At 63.8% G+C, this 15,322-nt stretch carries 14 protein-coding genes; 11 read left to right on the top strand and 3 right to left on the bottom strand.

All coding sequences use genetic code 11. From position 1 onward, the window contains the following. Nucleotides 1–146: 146 nt before the first annotated feature. From AB7008_RS45020 to AB7008_RS45000, 5 genes are all read left to right on the top strand, one after another. On the top strand, nt 147–3,776 hold the full coding sequence (locus AB7008_RS45020) for a hypothetical protein (protein WP_441260947.1): 3,630 nt from the start codon (nt 147–149) through the stop codon (nt 3,774–3,776). Between the two features lie 389 nt (nt 3,777–4,165). Beyond that, the gene (locus tag AB7008_RS45015) at nt 4,166–4,591 is read left to right on the top strand and encodes a hypothetical protein (RefSeq protein WP_248880211.1); all 426 of its coding nucleotides are present in this window, start codon (nt 4,166–4,168) and stop codon (nt 4,589–4,591) included. A 136-nt stretch (nt 4,592–4,727) separates the two neighbouring features. Next, a complete protein-coding gene (gene htpG / locus AB7008_RS45010; RefSeq protein ID WP_441260946.1) occupies nt 4,728–6,605 on the top strand; it encodes a molecular chaperone HtpG in 1,878 nt (625 codons plus the stop codon). 127 nt (nt 6,606–6,732) lie between these two features. Beyond that, complete coding sequence (locus AB7008_RS45005; RefSeq protein ID WP_028157785.1) at nt 6,733–7,011, top strand: DUF3551 domain-containing protein; 279 nt, start codon at nt 6,733–6,735, stop codon at nt 7,009–7,011. Nucleotides 7,012–7,037: 26 nt separating this feature from the next. Further along, nucleotides 7,038–7,307 carry a DUF3551 domain-containing protein gene (locus AB7008_RS45000; RefSeq protein ID WP_248880209.1) on the top strand — a complete coding sequence of 90 codons (270 nt, stop codon included), beginning with the start codon at nt 7,038–7,040 and terminating at the stop codon, nt 7,305–7,307. 44 nt (nt 7,308–7,351) lie between these two features. Here the strand turns inward: AB7008_RS45000 and AB7008_RS44995 are convergent, their stop codons facing one another. Next, complete coding sequence (locus tag AB7008_RS44995) at nt 7,352–8,047, bottom strand: SGNH/GDSL hydrolase family protein (protein WP_441260945.1); 696 nt, start codon at nt 8,045–8,047, stop codon at nt 7,352–7,354. A gap of 287 nt (nt 8,048–8,334) precedes the next feature. Here AB7008_RS44995 and AB7008_RS44990 point away from each other — a divergent pair, with 287 nt between their 5' ends. The 5 genes from AB7008_RS44990 to AB7008_RS44970 all read left to right on the top strand — a co-directional run bounded on the left by AB7008_RS44990 (nt 8,335) and on the right by AB7008_RS44970 (nt 12,963). Further along, a complete protein-coding gene (locus AB7008_RS44990) occupies nt 8,335–10,149 on the top strand; it encodes a long-chain-acyl-CoA synthetase (protein WP_441260944.1) in 1,815 nt (604 codons plus the stop codon). A 148-nt stretch (nt 10,150–10,297) separates the two neighbouring features. Beyond that, complete coding sequence (locus AB7008_RS44985) at nt 10,298–10,543, top strand: acyl carrier protein (RefSeq protein ID WP_014491754.1); 246 nt, start codon at nt 10,298–10,300, stop codon at nt 10,541–10,543. Further along, nucleotides 10,530–11,912: a class I adenylate-forming enzyme family protein gene (locus AB7008_RS44980; RefSeq protein WP_441260943.1), complete on the top strand. Its 1,383-nt coding sequence runs from the start codon at nt 10,530–10,532 to the stop codon at nt 11,910–11,912. Before AB7008_RS44985 ends, AB7008_RS44980 begins: the two co-directional genes overlap by 14 nt. Then, complete coding sequence (locus tag AB7008_RS44975) at nt 11,905–12,627, top strand: SDR family NAD(P)-dependent oxidoreductase (RefSeq protein WP_014491756.1); 723 nt, start codon at nt 11,905–11,907, stop codon at nt 12,625–12,627. Before AB7008_RS44980 ends, AB7008_RS44975 begins: the two co-directional genes overlap by 8 nt. 126 nt (nt 12,628–12,753) lie before the next feature. After that, a complete protein-coding gene (locus tag AB7008_RS44970) occupies nt 12,754–12,963 on the top strand; it encodes a hypothetical protein (RefSeq protein ID WP_248880204.1) in 210 nt (69 codons plus the stop codon). Between the two features lie 4 nt (nt 12,964–12,967). Here the strand turns inward: AB7008_RS44970 and AB7008_RS44965 are convergent, their stop codons facing one another. Next, nucleotides 12,968–13,354 carry a hypothetical protein gene (locus AB7008_RS44965; RefSeq protein ID WP_441260942.1) on the bottom strand — a complete coding sequence of 129 codons (387 nt, stop codon included), beginning with the start codon at nt 13,352–13,354 and terminating at the stop codon, nt 12,968–12,970. A 222-nt stretch (nt 13,355–13,576) separates the two neighbouring features. Here AB7008_RS44965 and AB7008_RS44960 point away from each other — a divergent pair, with 222 nt between their 5' ends. Further along, nucleotides 13,577–14,722, top strand: a complete 1,146-nt coding sequence (locus AB7008_RS44960; RefSeq protein WP_441260941.1) for a DUF3095 domain-containing protein — start codon at nt 13,577–13,579, stop codon at nt 14,720–14,722. Between the two features lie 136 nt (nt 14,723–14,858). Here the strand turns inward: AB7008_RS44960 and AB7008_RS44955 are convergent, their stop codons facing one another. Further along, entirely contained in the window at nt 14,859–15,293 is a 435-nt protein-coding gene (locus AB7008_RS44955) for a DUF2147 domain-containing protein (protein ID WP_304491680.1), read from the bottom strand. Nucleotides 15,294–15,322 lie beyond the last annotated feature (29 nt).

Below are 15,322 nucleotides of genomic sequence, written 5' to 3'. Positions count from 1 at the left end.
CGGCTTTGTCACTGATCAACACCGTGGCGAAAAATATGCGCGGCTTGACAGGCATTTTCAGCCGTCGCAGTTTTAAGTTGAAATGGTCGTCGAATGATTTTGCTTTGCTCGTTTGATTTTCCAGGCACCAAACGCGGAGCATTCATATGACGGCTATTCCTCCCGCCAGTGGCGTTACGCTCCACGACGGTGACACGATGGATGTCAGTGGCGGCATTTCCGTCGATAGCACGACGATTTTTGTTGGCGGCTTGCAGACGGTCGGCGGATCCTTCGCGACGAGCACGGCAACCCACACTGTCATCTATGGCGGAGAACAGGACGTCGTCTTTGACGGCGTCGCCAGCTATACGACCATCTACCAGGGCGGCATCCAGCGCGTCACCGGCCAATATATCCATGAAGGTCCAACCCCGGGCGCAGCCGATCACACCACGATCAATGGCGGCGGCGAGCAGGACGTCGACACGGGAAGCGCAACGGCGACGACTGTCAATTCCGGCGGCCTCCAGAACGTGACGAATGGTGGCAGCGCCAGCGGCACCATCGTCAATTCCGGCGGTGTTCTCAAGGTTTCGGGTGAAGCGGTCGAAACGGCGCCCGTGTATCCGGAGCCGGTCATCCGAAGCGTGGCGACCGCTGCAACCATCAACTACCAGGGCGAATTCGACGTCACTGGCGGCGGGACTGCAGTGAATGCCGTCATCAACGGCGGCGTCATGACTGTCTCGGGATCGATACCCGATCCGTTCGCCAACGTCCCCGGCCAGCCGGCCGTCGACGCCAGCATGGCGACGGGCACCATCGTTGAAGGTTTTGGAACATTGACGGTGTCGGACGGAGCGGTCGTATCGGGCACGATACTCCAGAACTTCGGCACGTTGAACGTTGATGCAGGCGGCACTGCCACCGGCACGACCATCAATTACGGAACGATGGTGCTGTCCGCCGGCGCGACGGCGACCAACACGACCGTCAATCAGTATGGCGGCCTCATTGTGCTTGGCAACGCCGATTTTTCGGGGACAGTCTTTAACGCCGGCAGCACCTTGCAGATCGGCGATGGCACGATTGAAAACGGATTTGTTGTCGCGAACAGCGTGACGCTCGCCGTCCTGGACGGCGGTGTCGCCAAAAACACTGTTGTTTCCGCAGGCGCAACGCTCATCGCTGAAACTGGCGCGACGCTGTCCAATACGACGTTCCAGAGCGGCGCAACGTTTATTGTCGACTACGGCTACACGGAAAACGGCTTCACCGTATCGAACGGCGTATTGTTCAAGGTGTTCGGCACGGCCACGAACACGACGATATCAGCGGGTGGCAAGGAAATCCTGGGCAACTTCGACTTGGGAGCCACCGCCAGCAACACCGTTATCAATGGCGGCGAACAGGATGTCGGCCTTAGCTCCACCGCGAGCTACACCACGATCAACATGAGCGGCATTCAACGTGTCGCCGGCATCTATCTGCACGATGCGCCGGGGCCGGGCCGGGCCGATCACACCATCGTCAACAATGGTGCCGAGCAGGACGTCGATACCGGCATCGTGACGTCAACCACCGTCAATGCCGGCGGCGTCCAGAATCTCACCAATGGGGGCTTTGCCAGCGCCACCATCGTTCACTCGGGCGGCGCCATCAATGCTTCGGGAGAGACGCTCTATCATTCTCCCGGGGCCCCTTACAGCACCGTCATCAGAAGCGAAGTCGATTTTGCGGTTGTCGACAGCGGCGCCGAACTGCACCTGTTCGGGGCGGGGATCGCCAAGAAAGCCACCATCAATGGTGGTGTGATGGCGGTTTCGGGATCCATTGCAGACCCCACGAACGACCCAAGCGTACCGGCGGTCGATGCCAGTGCGGCGAGCGGGACGATCCTCAATTCAGGAAGCATCTCCGTCTCGGACGGTGGCATCGTCACCTCCACGACTCTGAACGGCGGCACGCTTGACGTGCTCGATCATGGCACCGCGAACGCTTCGACAATTTATCACGGCGCCACAGAATTCGTCGAAGCGGGTGGCATTGTCGGCGCGACCACGATTGCCGGCGGCATGCTTGATCTCAAGGCGGGTGCGATTTCCGACGACGCGATCACCTTCTCCGGCCAAGGCATGCTCAAGATCGAGCAGAAGCTGGTTTCGGGCCAATCGACCTTTGCGAGCCAGCTCAAGGGCATCGTGCTCGGCGACCAGATCGACCTGTCCGGGCTGTCCTATACAAGCGGCGCAACGGTGACTGTATCCGGCTCGAAGCTCACGGTCAGCAACGGTGCGGCCAGCGAGACCTTCACACTGGCGGATACGTCGGTCACGCGCTTCGGCATCGCGAAAGACAGCTCCGGCGGCATTCTGCTGACAGCCGCAGCCCTGCCGACCATCGCTGGAGCCGTGTCGGGACAAACGACCAGCAACGGAGCTGCGATCAATCCATTCTCGAGCGTAACGATCACAGATCCGAACGCAGCAGCAACGGACAGTTTGATCATCACGCTCGCGGGTGCCGCCGGCATCCTGTCCGGAGCAGGATTGATCTCGCTTGGAAACGGAACCTACGAGCTGACGGCGACCACCGCCGCCAACCTGACCGCCGAGTTGCACGCCCTCACCTTTGTCGCCTCGCCGCACGGAGACGGCAGCGCAACGACCACTTTCACCCTGAGCGACACGAGCAGCGTCGGCGTGACCGTCAGCGACGCCCACACGTCCGTCACAGACACGCATCAAGCCGGGAGCACGACGATCGACGGCCCGGCATCCGGTTATGCGGTCATTCAGGGCACGACGGGCAACGACATCATCCACGCCTACGGCATGTTCAATACCATCCACGGCAATGGCGGGAGCGACACGATCTACGCCGGATCATACGGTACGGTTGATGTGCCGAGCGGTGACAGCACCGTCTATCTGGAGGGGATCGTCAACCACGTAACCGGCGGCAACGGCAACATCGCGGTGACGGGATCGACGGGCGCCACGACGATCGCCCTCGGCGACGGCAACGACACCATTAATGCCGGCGGATATGGGAACGTCATCACGCTGGGCAACGGCAACGATGTTGTCCATCCCGGTGACGGCGCGAGCCAAACGACGGCCGGCAATGGCAACGACCGCGTGACGCTGTCCGGATATGGCAACACGGTTCTGCTTGGCAATGGCAACGATGTCGTCACGGGCGGAGATGGCGCCAACAGTGTCACTCTCGCCGATGGCAACAACACCGTGAATCTCGGCGGGACGGGAAACCAGATCACCGTCGGCTCGGGAACGAACACGATCATGGCCGGCAGCGGATCCGACAACGTCGTTGCAGGCGCGGGCCACGATACGATCACGCTCGGCGGCGCTGCCAATCACGTGGTGCTCAACGGGTCCCAGGCAAATGTGACAAACCAGATTGGCCAGGACGTCATTACGGTCAATGGCGGATCAGACCAGTTTAACTTTGTCGGGTTTGGCAATCAGGCCATCATCAATGGCCCGGCCCACGTCAACATCGTTGATCACGGCACGGGTCTGGCAGTCTCGATCAACTCCAGCAGCCAGGTCGATACGATCTCCGGATTTGGAAATGACACGCTCGGCGTCGTCGCTCTTGCGAACGGCATAGGTGATTACCATTCCGTCGTCGACATCATGGGCGCTCTCAGGAGCGATGGGCATGGCGGGGCCCTGCTTGCGCTGGGGAGCAGTCCTGACGCAGGGTCCATCGACTTCGTCGATACCGCAGTCAGTCAATTGCACGCATCGAATTTCATGATCGTGTAGAGACCCAGCCTCCCTGCAACGATAGCGAAGCATTCGGTCCCATGAGGGCGCCCTTGAGGTTTGCCCTCGCTGGCCTGGCCGGCCGGCGCGGAAGATGGGGGCGGAGCCAAAAAACTTGGAAAATTCCCCCGGACAAAAGTAAGGCGCGACTGGCATCACCACAGTCGCGCCCTACGTCGCCGGCTTATGGGGCAGGGGGGAATAGCCGGCTGTTGAGACGACTCTCGGGCCCGGGAGTCGTTCCAGGCTGGTGAAAATTTTTTTGTGCGGCCTTTTTATGCGGCCTGCCGTGAATTTCGCACACGGTTAAGTGATCTGAACGGCTGAGAACTGCCGGTCCTCCCATCGCGTTGTTCCCGGGATCGCCATGGGGCGAGGGATTGTCAGTCATGTTACAGATTCAAAAGGTATTTTTGGGTGCTGTCGCGATTGCTGCGACCTTTGGTGCCGTCCAGGTCGGTGCCGTGCAGCTGGCCTCCGGCCATGATTTGGCCGCCCGCTGGCAGGCGGTCGCCGACAGACCCACGCAAGATGTGGATCACAACGTCAACCGTTCTGGCAAGGCCGACCGGTTCGCCGACCTGAAGCAGGCCCGGGTTCCCACCCGGACCGTGTCGATGCGGCTGAACGATCTGGCCGAGACGTCGGTCCTGCTGCGGGTCCCCGCAGTCATCGAGACCGGCAACGCCAAGCCGCCGGTGCTGCTCCAGAACCTGAAGCAGGGCCCCAAGAGGCCGACGATTGCCTGCGAGCCGATGGTCAGCTCCCTGACCGAGGTCGCAAAACTGCTCCAGCCCGGCCGCTGTGTGACCTGATCCTTCTTCGCCGCCCTGGCCACCATGGACAATTCGCCCTCCTACCGGGAGGGCGATCTTTCACGTCCACTTGATCCCCTATCCCCTCGCGTTATATCCCGGGTTTCTTTCCCCCCTTAATTGACCGGATAAACGCATGACGACGTCAGATACGGCCGCGCATACGCAGCCTTTCCAGGCCGAGGTTTCCGAGCTCCTGCACCTCATGGTGCACTCCGTCTATTCCGAGACCGACATCTTCCTGCGCGAGCTCGTCTCCAACGCATCCGACGCCTGCGACAAACTGCGCTATGAAGCCATCGCCAGCCCGGCGCTGCTGGGCGAGGGCGACGCGCTCAAGATCCGGATCATCCCCAACAAGACGTCCGGAACGCTCACGATCGCCGACAACGGCATCGGCATGGAGCGCCAGGAGCTGATCGACCATCTCGGCACCATTGCCCGTTCCGGCACCAAGGCGTTCGTCTCGAAGCTGAAGGAGGCCAAGGACGGCCTCGGCCTGATCGGCCAGTTCGGCGTCGGCTTCTATTCCGCCTTCATGGTCGCCGAGAAGATCGTCGTGGTCAGCCGCCGTGCCGGCGAGAGCGACGTGTGGAGCTGGACGTCCTCCGGCGGCTCCGGCTTCGAGATCGCGCGCGCAAGCGATGAGGAAGCGGCGCGCGTGGCGCGCGGCACCGAGATCGTCCTGCACCTGAAGGACGACGCGAAGAAATATCTCGAGACCCACGAGATCGAGCGCATCGTCAGTGCCTATTCCGACAACATCCTGTTCCCCATCGAGCTGGTGCCCGAGGAGGGCGAGCCGCGCCAGATCAACTCGGCGAGCGCGCTGTGGCAGCGTTCCAAGTCCGAGCTGACGGCCGAGGACTACAAGAAGGCCTATCAGCAGATCGCATCGGCCTTCGACGATCCCGCGATGACGCTGCACTACCGCGCCGAGGGCCGCTATTCCTACGCCGTGCTGCTGTTCGCGCCGTCGACGAAGCCGTTCGACCTGTTCGAGCCGAACCGCAAGGGCCGGGTGAAGCTTTACGTCCGTCGCGTCTTCATCACCGACGATGCCGATCTGTTGCCGGGCTATCTCCGCTTCATCCGCGGCGTGGTCGACAGCGAAGATCTCCCGCTCAACATCTCGCGCGAGATGCTCCAGAACAATCCGCAGCTCGCGCAGATCCGGAAAGCCGTGGCGACCCGGGTCGTATCCGAGCTCGAAAGCCTTGCCGACAAGGACCCGGAGAATTTTGTCAGGATCTGGGACGCCTTCGGCGCAGTGCTGAAGGAAGGCATCTACGAGGATTTCGAGCGGCGCGAAAAGCTGCTGTCCTTGTCGCGTTTCACCACCACCTCGGGCGAGAAGCGTTCGCTGAAGGACGTCATTGCCGGTTTCAAGCCGAACCAGACCGAGATCTATTATCTCGTCGGCGACAGCATCGAGCGGCTGAAGTCCAATCCGCGGCTGGAAGCCGCGACCGCGCGTGGCATCGAGGTGCTGCTGCTGTCGGATCCGGTCGACGCCTTCTGGACCTCGATGCCATCGGAGTTCGACGGCAAGCCGCTGAAATCGCTGAGCCAGGGCGATCTCAATCTCGACCTGATCCCGCGCACCGACGAGGCCGACGAGGCGAAGCAGGACGAGCCGGCCGCCGACGAGGCCGCCACCATCGCGGTGATCAAGGCCGCGCTCGGCGAGCGCGTCAGCGACGTCAAGGTCTCGACGCGCCTCACCAGCTCCGCCTCCTGCCTCGTCGCCGACAGCCAGGGCCCGAGCCGCGAGCTCGAGCGCATCTTGTCGCAGCAGAACCGCGGCATGCGCACCAAGCCGATCCTCGAGATCAATCTCCGCCATCCGCTGGTGACGGCGATCACCAGGGCGCAGGCCGGCTCCAGGGCGGTCGATGATCTCAGCTTGCTCCTGCTCGAACAGGCGCAGATCCTGGACGGCGAACTGCCCGAAGACCCTGCCGCGTTTGCGGCAAGGTTGAACCGGCTGGTCCTGCAGGGGCTGGGCGGGTAGCGCGCGCAGCGCACCCCGCTCACCTTGCCGTCATCCGCCGGAGGAACAGTCGCCTCCGGCGTGGTGTTATGCCATAGGAGGATGTCGGCACGAGATTCGACGCCGCCATCGATTCGAGGATGTCTCCATGCGCCTGCCTCTCCTGACCCTCACCGCGATTGCCGCGCTGTTCGCGGCGGCAGATGCCGACGCCCAGACCTATGATCCGCGCTATCCGGTGTGCATGCACGTCTATACTTCGGGCGGCCGGGGCGGTGGCGGCGACTATTACGACTGCTCGTTCACCTCGATCCCGCAGTGCCGGGCGACGGCGTCGGGCCGCGCGGCGAGCTGCGACGTCAATCCCTACTATGTCTTCGATGAACCGCCGCCGCCGCCGCGCCGGCGTCACAAGAAGTCGAATTAGCGATTGCGATTTCGGGGACATTTTTCATGCTTCGCTCATTCGGCCCGATCGCGTTCGTCGGTGCATTGCTCATGGCCGCGCCGTCGCATGCGCAGACCTTCGATCCCAGCTTTCCCGTCTGCATGCACGTCTACTCAGGCGCGAACGGTGGCGGCGGGGAGTGGTACGATTGCTCCTTCACTTCGCTGCCGCAGTGCCGCGCCACGGCGTCAGGCCGCCCGGCGAGCTGTGACGTCAATCCTTATTATCCGGTCAACGTAGCGCCGCCGCGCCCACGTTACAGGCGAGGCGGCTAGCGCCTATCGCTCGTTCGGCGCCCGGTCCGACGGAGCATGCAGAACTAGGTGTCGTGAGGCGTCGCCGCGAAGATCGCGTCGGTCAATTGCCAGGTCATCTTGTCCGTGGTCCAGTCGCTGGCGTGCAGCCTGGTGTCATCGCCCGGGTCGACCAAACGGTCGAACGAGATCCTTGCGACCTCGTGCCAGCCCTTCATCAGCGCGAAACGGCGGAAGACGCTGACCTGTTTCTCGTAGGCGATCTGGCTGATCGCCTCGACCATGGCGTCCGCTTTCTGGCGCTTGGCCGGTGTCAGCACCGCAGGCACATATTGAAGGTCCATCAGGATCACGTCGATCCGTTCGGCGCGGAGTAGCCGGTCGACACCCTCCCGGATGGCCTTCGTGGTGTCCGCGAACGAGGGACCGTCGGCTTGCCACACCGAATTGGTGCCGACCTGCCAGATGACGAGATCGGGATTGAGATCGAAGACGTCGTGCTCGAACCGCTTCAGCTCCAAAGGAGCGTCTTCGCCGCCGACGCCCCGGTTGATCACCTCGATTCCGACATTTGGAAATTTGATCCGAAGATCCGCCAGCAGCCGTTGCGGATAGGGCGCGATGCCGCCTTCGCCCGCGGTGGTCGACGAGCCGATCGCAACCACCCTGGCCTGTCCACCCTTCACGCGGTTGGCGAATTTCGTCAGGCGCTGCCCGAACGGCGTGGCCTGGACCGGAAACTCTGACGGATCGAGAGCCACGGGACGCCTCCCTTTTCGTAACCCTGACAACGCAGGGTAGAAAAGCATAGCCCGTTTACCAGGGAGCGCCTAGCCTCGGCGAGGCCGGATCGCTGCGCCTTCCTGATCCCTGACAAACTCGACCACCTTGCGCCAGCGCTCGGTCGCCGCCGTCCGCATGCCACCAGACGCGCCCGCGTCGGATGGCCAGAGTTAATCACGTCCTAACCTCGCTTTACCTTGTCTCTTAACACCTGGGCAGGGCGTGCGAGCTAAGCTTGGGGAAACAGCAGATACGTTCCGAAAGAATGGACGGCATGACCACCGGCGTCATCGAGCAACCGAAAGTCGCGCGCGCACCTTCGGCTTCAAAGATCTGGCTGAAGGCGATCGAGCTCACCGCGCGCATCGAGACGCTGCCGGGCCGGCTGTTCGCCGACGTCGTCGACGATTGGGCGCAGCGTCAGCCCGATCGCACCGCGCTGGTCGCAGATGAGACAACGATCGACTACGCAGGCCTCGCGAAGCGCATCAACCGCTATGCGCGCTGGGCGCGCTCGGCCGGCGTGGCCAAGGGGGATATCGTTGCGCTGATCATGCCGAACGGCATCGACTATGTTGCCGCGTGGCTCGGCATCAGCCGCGTCGGTGGCGTGGCCGCGCTGATCAACACCAGGCTCGTCGGCCAGTCGCTCGCGCATTGCCTCGATGTCGCCAGGCCGTCGCACATCATCGTCGCGTACGAGCTCGTGGAAGCCTTGGACGGCGCGTCGCCGCACCTGAAGACAGCAGCAAAAGTCTGGACCCATGGCGATGCCCGCAGCGAGCGCGCGATCGACGTCGCACTTGCCGCGCTCGAGGACGGGCCGCTCTCGCCGGACGAGCATGGCGAGGTGACGATCAACGACCGGGCCCTGCTGATCTACACCTCCGGGACCACCGGCCTGCCGAAGGCGGCGAGCATCAGCCACCGCCGGATCCTCAACTGGGGCTTCTGGTTCGCCGGCCTTACCGGCGCCACCCCGCAAGACCGGCTCTATGATTGCCTTCCGCTGTTCCACTCGGTCGGCGGCATTGTCGCCCCGTGCAGCATGCTGGCTGCCGGCGGCTCGGTGGTGATCGCGGAAAAATTCTCGGCCTCGAACTTCTGGCCCGACATCGTGCGCCACGATTGCACGCTGTTCCAGTACATCGGCGAGCTCTGCCGCTATCTTCTGAAGGCGGCGCCGTCGGAATACGAGAACCGTCACCGCCTGCGGCTCGTCTGCGGCAACGGCCTGCGCGGCGACATCTGGGAGGATTTCCAGAACCGCTTCGCCATTCCGCGCATCCTCGAATTCTATGCGGCAACGGAAGGCAATTTCTCGCTGTTCAACGTCGAGGGCCAGCCGGGTGCGATCGGCCGCGTTCCGCCATTGCTCGCGCATCGTTTTCCGGCGGGGCTCGTCAAGCTCGATCCTGATAGTGGTGCACCCTTGCGCAATGAAGAAGGCTTTTGCGTTGCGTGCGCCCGGGGCGAGGCCGGCGAAGCCATCGGCCGCATCGGCACCGCGGACGAAGGCGGCGGCCGTTTCGAGGGCTATACCGACGCCGGCGAGACCGAGAAGAAGATTCTGCGCGACGTCTTCGCCAGGGGCGATGCCTGGTTCCGCACCGGTGATCTGATGCGGCTCGACGACAAGGGCTTCTTCCATTTCGTCGACCGCATCGGCGACACCTTTCGTTGGAAGGGTGAGAACGTCGCGACATCGGAGGTCAACGACGCCGTCCGCGATTTCACCGGCGTGATCGATGCCACCACCTATGGCGTCAGCATCCCCGGCACCGATGGCCGTGCCGGCATGAGCGCGATCGTCGTGAACGAGGGGTTTGATATCGAGGGGCTGCCGGCCCACCTCGCGCAGCGCTTGCCGGCTTATGCCCGCCCCGTCTTCGTTCGCATCTCCCGTGAGCTCGATGCGACCGAGACGTTCAAGCAGAAGAAGGGCGAACTGACCCGGGAGGGCTTTGATCCGGGGCCGATAAGCGATCCGCTGTTCATGCTCGAGCCGAGGTCCGGCGGCTACATCGCCTTGGACGCGGACGTGTACGCAGGGATCATCGATGGCGCGATCAGGCTCTAGCCACACGAAAATCCGCCAGATAGGTCCAATTTTATCTGAATTGTCCAAGAAGCCATTTACTTCTGTCGGGTAAACAACACGGGCCTTGGGGAGGCGGTCATCAAGAGCCGCTGCAACACGAACCAGCAATAACAAGAGTGAGCCAGCCATGTCGGTAAGGTCTAAGGTCATCGAGGCGATCCAGCAGATCGCCAAGGAGCAGCACGTCACGCTTCCCGCACTCTCGGACGATCTGTCGCTGCACGAGACCGGTTTCGATTCCCTCGCCTTCGCAATTCTGGTGGCGCGCCTCGAGGACGAGACCGGCGTCGATCCCTTCACCATTTCCGAGGACGTAGCGTTCCCCGCCACCGTGGGCGATTTCGTGCGGGCCTACGAAAATGTCCCCGCGTGAGATCTTCGCGCTTCGCGACTATCTAGGCCCGGAGCTCAAGGGCCGTACGATCTCCGACGCCCATCATGTGGTGTCGCTGACGGACGTCCTCGCGCATACGGTTCTGGGCGGCCGCCTGCGTGAGCTGGCGGGCCGCTCTGTCCTGCTGAAGCTGTCGGACCAGCTCAAATCCGGCCTCGCCATGATCGAGCTCGACGGTGTCGCGCGGCGCATGCTGCTGTGCCCGCCCGATCTCAATCCCGACCATCTCGATGCGCTGATCGCGGACGCCGAGATCGATGCCGTCGTCACCGACGAGCCTGCGCAATGGGCCGCAAAGGCGGTCGCGCTCGTCGTCACCGCGCAATTGCCGCTTCAGGCCGCCACGCCGGCCAGGACCGAACGCGCCACGGAATGGCTGATGCTGACGTCCGGCACGTCGGGCGTGCCAAAAATCGCCGGCCATACGCTGGAAGCGCTGACGGGCGCCATCGTCGCGGAAGGCCCTGCGCGCGGACCCGCGCCGGTCTGGGCGACATTCTACGACATTCGCCGCTATGGCGGCCTGCAGATCTTCCTGCGCGCGGTTCTCTGCGGCGGCTCGATGGTGCTGTCCGATCCGCATGAAGCGCTCGGCGACCACGTCGCGCGCCTGAACGCGGGCCGCGTCTCCCATATCTCCGGCACGCCATCGCACTGGCGCAAGCTCTTGATGAGCGGCTCGGCTGCGCAGTTCGCGCCGGGATATGTCCGTCTCTCCGGCGAGATCGCCGACCAGGCGGTGCTCGACGGCCTGAAGGCCGCGTTCCCCAATTCCTCCGTCGGTCATGCCTATGCCTCGACCGAGGCAGGTGTCGGCTTTGCCGTCAATGACGGGCTGGAGGGTTTTCCGGCCGATTATCTCGGCAACCGCAACGGCGTCGAGATGAAGGTCGTGGACGGCTCGCTGCGCATCCGCTCGACGCGCACGGCGCATGCTTACATCGGCCGCAATGCGGCCGCGCTCACCGATGACGACGGGTTCGTCGACAGCGGCGACATCGTCGAGTTGCGCGGCGACCGCTATTATTTCGTCGGCCGCCGCGGCGGCATCATCAACATCGGCGGGCTGAAGGTTCATCCCGAGGAGATCGAGGCGGTCATCAACCGCCATGCCGACGTGCGAATGTCACGGGCGAAATCGCGCCGCAGCCCGATCACCGGCGGCATCGTCGTCGCCGACGTGATCCTCGCCGACGGCACCGATCAGGCGCAGGTGAAGGAGATCCGCGACCAGATCATGGACCAGTGCCGCGCGCAGCTTGCTTCTCACAAAGTGCCGGCGGTGATCCGCTTCGTCGAGGCGCTCGATGTCACCCCGGCCGGAAAACTGGCGCGCACCGATGCATAATGTCCTCGTCACCGGCGGCAGCCGCGGCATCGGCCTTGCCATCGGCAGGCGGCTGGCTGATGCCGGCTATAACGTGATCGCGGCGGCACGGCGCGAGAGCGACGAGCTCAGGGCGGCGATCGGCCTCTCCGAAGGGCGCCTGCATTTCCGCGCCTGCGACCTCGCCGTGATCGACGCGATCCCGGCGTTCGCGAAGCTTATCCGCGACGAGTTCGGCCCGATCTACGGCCTCGTCAACAATGCCGGCCTCGGCACCGAAGGCCTGCTCGCCACCATGCACAATTCCGAGATCGAGGCGCTGGTGCAGCTCAACGTGCTGTCGCCGATCATTCTCACCAAATATGTCGCGCGCCAGATGATGGCCGACGGCGCCGGCCGCATCATCAACATCTCCTCGATCATCGCGACCACGGGCTACAACGGCCTCTCCGTCTATGGCGCGACCAAGGCCGCCGCCACCGGCTTCACCCGCTCGCTCGCGCGCGAGGTCGGCAAGCTCGGCATCACCGTGAACGCGATCGCGCCTGGTTTCATCGACACAGAGCTGACACACAATCTCTCCGACGAAGGACGCAAGCGCATCGCCGGCCGCAGCGCACTGCGCCGCCTGCCGGAGACCGACGATGTCGCGCGCATGGTGGAATATCTGCTGGGCGAGGGCGGCCGCAATGTCACCGGCACCGTGTTCACGATCGACGCGGGGAATACGGCGTAAGCGGAACTCCGCCGCCACAATTGAGTTGATCCGGCGCAATGACATCAAGCCGGATTTGGTCGTAAGATGCCCCGCAATCGATTGGGTTACGTCAATCGATCTGCCCTAATCGAAGGGGAGCAGTCGATGGCCGCGCAAAGCATGACCGCTTCAAATCAGAGTCGGACCGAGCAGCCTCTTGCGAAGCCGGACGACATCCATTGCACGCCGATGACAAATCAGAATTCGGGCAGTCACGGCTATGAGATGTATCCGCAGCAATTCGTGCGCCTCGTCGGCTGCCACGACGCCTCGCTCGAGGCCTTTCGCAAGCGCGAGGACGAAAAGCTGCACTAGGCGTTCACGTCGCTTGCTTCGGCAGATCAATCCGGTCGTGTGAAAATTCCGGCGGTCCTTCGGTCAGGCGGCGAATGCGGCGTTCGCGTTCGTCCGTCGGCAATGCGGGGTCGAGCAGCCGCTCGATCTCGTGCACGGCCAGCGCCTCGATCCTGGTGGCGTCGGATACGACCGGCTGGGCCGACGTGAATGCCGGGGGCGCGACCTTCAGGCCCAGTTCGACCAGCTTGCAGATCGCAGCCGAGCGAGACAGGTGATGAGCTTCAGCCCAGGCATCGACGGCCGCGGTCAGTCGCTCCGGCATCTTCACCGCGCTGATCGGGTCGAGCCCTGTGCGCCGGTGCACCGGAGCGGTCGAGTCCTTGTTGCCGAAGTCGGGCACCTCGATCATCCCATCATCTCTGGAGATGCCCCTACCATAGCCGCTCTTCCGGCCGGCTGTTTGACACCGATCAATGACGGACCGCGGCATTCGCGGCGGCGCGATCTTGTTGTCCGGGTGCATTTCGGCCAATGATCGGGAATCGAACGAGCGGACGCCGGTCGCCGAACCCGGATCGATCCTGCCTCGTATCTTCCTCGGACGCGCTTCCCAACCATCCGGCATCACCCGATGACATCAGGCGAATCCTTCTACGGCGGCATTCCCGTCTTCCGCGGCTTCACCAGCCTGATGGATCCCGGGCTCTATTCGCCATTGCCTGACGACTGGAGCATCGGCGTTGCCGACATCGTCGATTCCACCAAGGCGATTGCGGCGCAGCGCTACAAGGCGGTCAACATGGCCGGTGCCGCCGTGATCGCGGCGGTGACGAACGCATTGGAGGGGCGCGAATTCCCCTTCGTGTTCGGCGGCGACGGCGCGAGTTTTGCGGTCGCGCCGTCCGATCTGGAGGCCGCCCGCGAGGCGCTGGCTGCGACCGCAACTTGGGTGCGGGAAGATCTCGATCTGACGATGCGCGTGGCGCTGGTGCCGGTGAGCGCCATCCGCGCACAGGGCCTGGACGTGCGCGTCGCGCGCTTCGGTCCGTCGGCCAATTTGTCCTATGCGATGTTTTCCGGCGGCGGGCTCGCCTGGTCCGACGCCGCCATGAAGCGCGGCGAGTTCGCGGTCGCCGAGGCGTCCGCCGGCACGCAGCCCGATCTTTCCGGCCTGTCCTGCCGCTTCGAGGTGATGCCGGCCGCGCGCGGCCTGATCCTGTCGGTGCTGGTGATGCCGGCCCGCGGTGGCGATCCGCAAGCCTTCCGCAAGGCGATCGAGGACATCATCCACCTCGTCGAGCGCAGCCCTGACGGCGGCCGCCCGGTGCCGCCGCAGGGGCCGCCGCTGAAATGGCCGCCGCAGGGGCTGGAATTCGAGGCCCGCACCAAACGCGGCGGTCCGCTGGTCGCGCGCCGCGCCCGCGTGCTGGCCTACACGCTGTTCGTCTACCTGATCATGCGCTTCGACCTCAACGTCGGAGGCTTCGTGCCAAACGTCTACAAGCGCCAGGTGGTCGAGAACTCAGACTTCCGCAAATACGACGACGGCCTGCGCATGATCCTCGACTGCACTCCGCAGCTCGAGCGCGCGTTGAGCGACCGTCTCGCGGCCGCGGCGCGCGACGGCGTCGTGCGCTACGGCCTCTACCAGCAGGACGCCGCGATGATGACCTGTTTCACGCCATCGGCCCTGCGTAGCGACCACGTCCATTTCATCGACGGCGCACGCGGCGGCTACGCGTCGGCGGCAACGGCTTTGAAGGCGATGATGGGATAAGGCGATTCTCGTGTCCCGGACGCGCTGCGGCACGCAGTGACGCTGCGCAGAGCCGGGACCCACACTGCGATGGGCCCCGGTCTGCAGCGCATCACTATGTGCTGCGCTGCGTCCGGGGCACGAGAGTTCGTCGACCTCAGCGTCCCGCGCGCGTCCAGGTCTCGCCGCCGCAGAGCGCGCCGACGCAGCCTTCGACCCGCAGCGAATCCGCACCAGTCACGGAGACGTTGCTCGCATAGGTGCTGCCGTCATCGGCATTGTAGATCTGGCCCGACCATTTGTTCGGCCCTGAAGGCTCCATGCCGCTGAACAGCGGCAGGCCGATCATCGCGCGTTTGGCGAGCGCGGGATTGGGATTCTTGCTGTCGGTCGCAGGCTGGCCAGTTGCGGTGTCATAGGGCTCGCGCAACCAGACGATATGGCCGCAGATGCCGCCGCCGCATTTGCTGATCTTGACGCGCGCATCGCCGGCCTGCGTCAGCCAGGTCCCATCGGCGCTCTGTGCGTGGGCGGCGGTCGCACCGAACAGTGCGGTCAGGACGACGGAAAGGATGGCGAATCTGCCGAACATAGAGAGCCCCTAAAATGGAGGCGCCTCAA

This window comes from Bradyrhizobium sp. 521_C7_N1_3 (genome assembly GCF_052075975.1).
In the GTDB taxonomy this organism is placed as follows: Bacteria; Pseudomonadota; Alphaproteobacteria; order Rhizobiales; family Xanthobacteraceae; genus Bradyrhizobium; species Bradyrhizobium japonicum.
The sequence above is the reverse complement of the archived record's forward strand: the minus strand, read 5'-3'. Positions and strand labels throughout refer to the sequence as shown.

Coding starts and splice junctions, on each gene's coding strand:
- AB7008_RS44965 (WP_441260942.1), bottom strand. CDS start 13,354: ATGATCGAGGTGCCCGACTTCGGCAACAAGGACTCGACCGCTCCGGTG.
- AB7008_RS44955 (WP_304491680.1), bottom strand. CDS start 15,293: ATGTTCGGCAGATTCGCCATCCTTTCCGTCGTCCTGACCGCACTGTTC.
- AB7008_RS45000 (WP_248880209.1), top strand. CDS start 7,038: ATGCTTCGCTCATTCGGCCCGATCGCGTTCGTCGGTGCATTGCTCATG.
- AB7008_RS44970 (WP_248880204.1), top strand. CDS start 12,754: ATGGCCGCGCAAAGCATGACCGCTTCAAATCAGAGTCGGACCGAGCAG.
- AB7008_RS44990 (WP_441260944.1), top strand. CDS start 8,335: ATGGACGGCATGACCACCGGCGTCATCGAGCAACCGAAAGTCGCGCGC.
- htpG (WP_441260946.1), top strand. CDS start 4,728: ATGACGACGTCAGATACGGCCGCGCATACGCAGCCTTTCCAGGCCGAG.
- AB7008_RS44985 (WP_014491754.1), top strand. CDS start 10,298: ATGTCGGTAAGGTCTAAGGTCATCGAGGCGATCCAGCAGATCGCCAAG.
- AB7008_RS44960 (WP_441260941.1), top strand. CDS start 13,577: ATGACATCAGGCGAATCCTTCTACGGCGGCATTCCCGTCTTCCGCGGC.
- AB7008_RS44975 (WP_014491756.1), top strand. CDS start 11,905: ATGCATAATGTCCTCGTCACCGGCGGCAGCCGCGGCATCGGCCTTGCC.
- AB7008_RS44980 (WP_441260943.1), top strand. CDS start 10,530: ATGTCCCCGCGTGAGATCTTCGCGCTTCGCGACTATCTAGGCCCGGAG.
- AB7008_RS45020 (WP_441260947.1), top strand. CDS start 147: ATGACGGCTATTCCTCCCGCCAGTGGCGTTACGCTCCACGACGGTGAC.
- AB7008_RS45005 (WP_028157785.1), top strand. CDS start 6,733: ATGCGCCTGCCTCTCCTGACCCTCACCGCGATTGCCGCGCTGTTCGCG.
- AB7008_RS45015 (WP_248880211.1), top strand. CDS start 4,166: ATGTTACAGATTCAAAAGGTATTTTTGGGTGCTGTCGCGATTGCTGCG.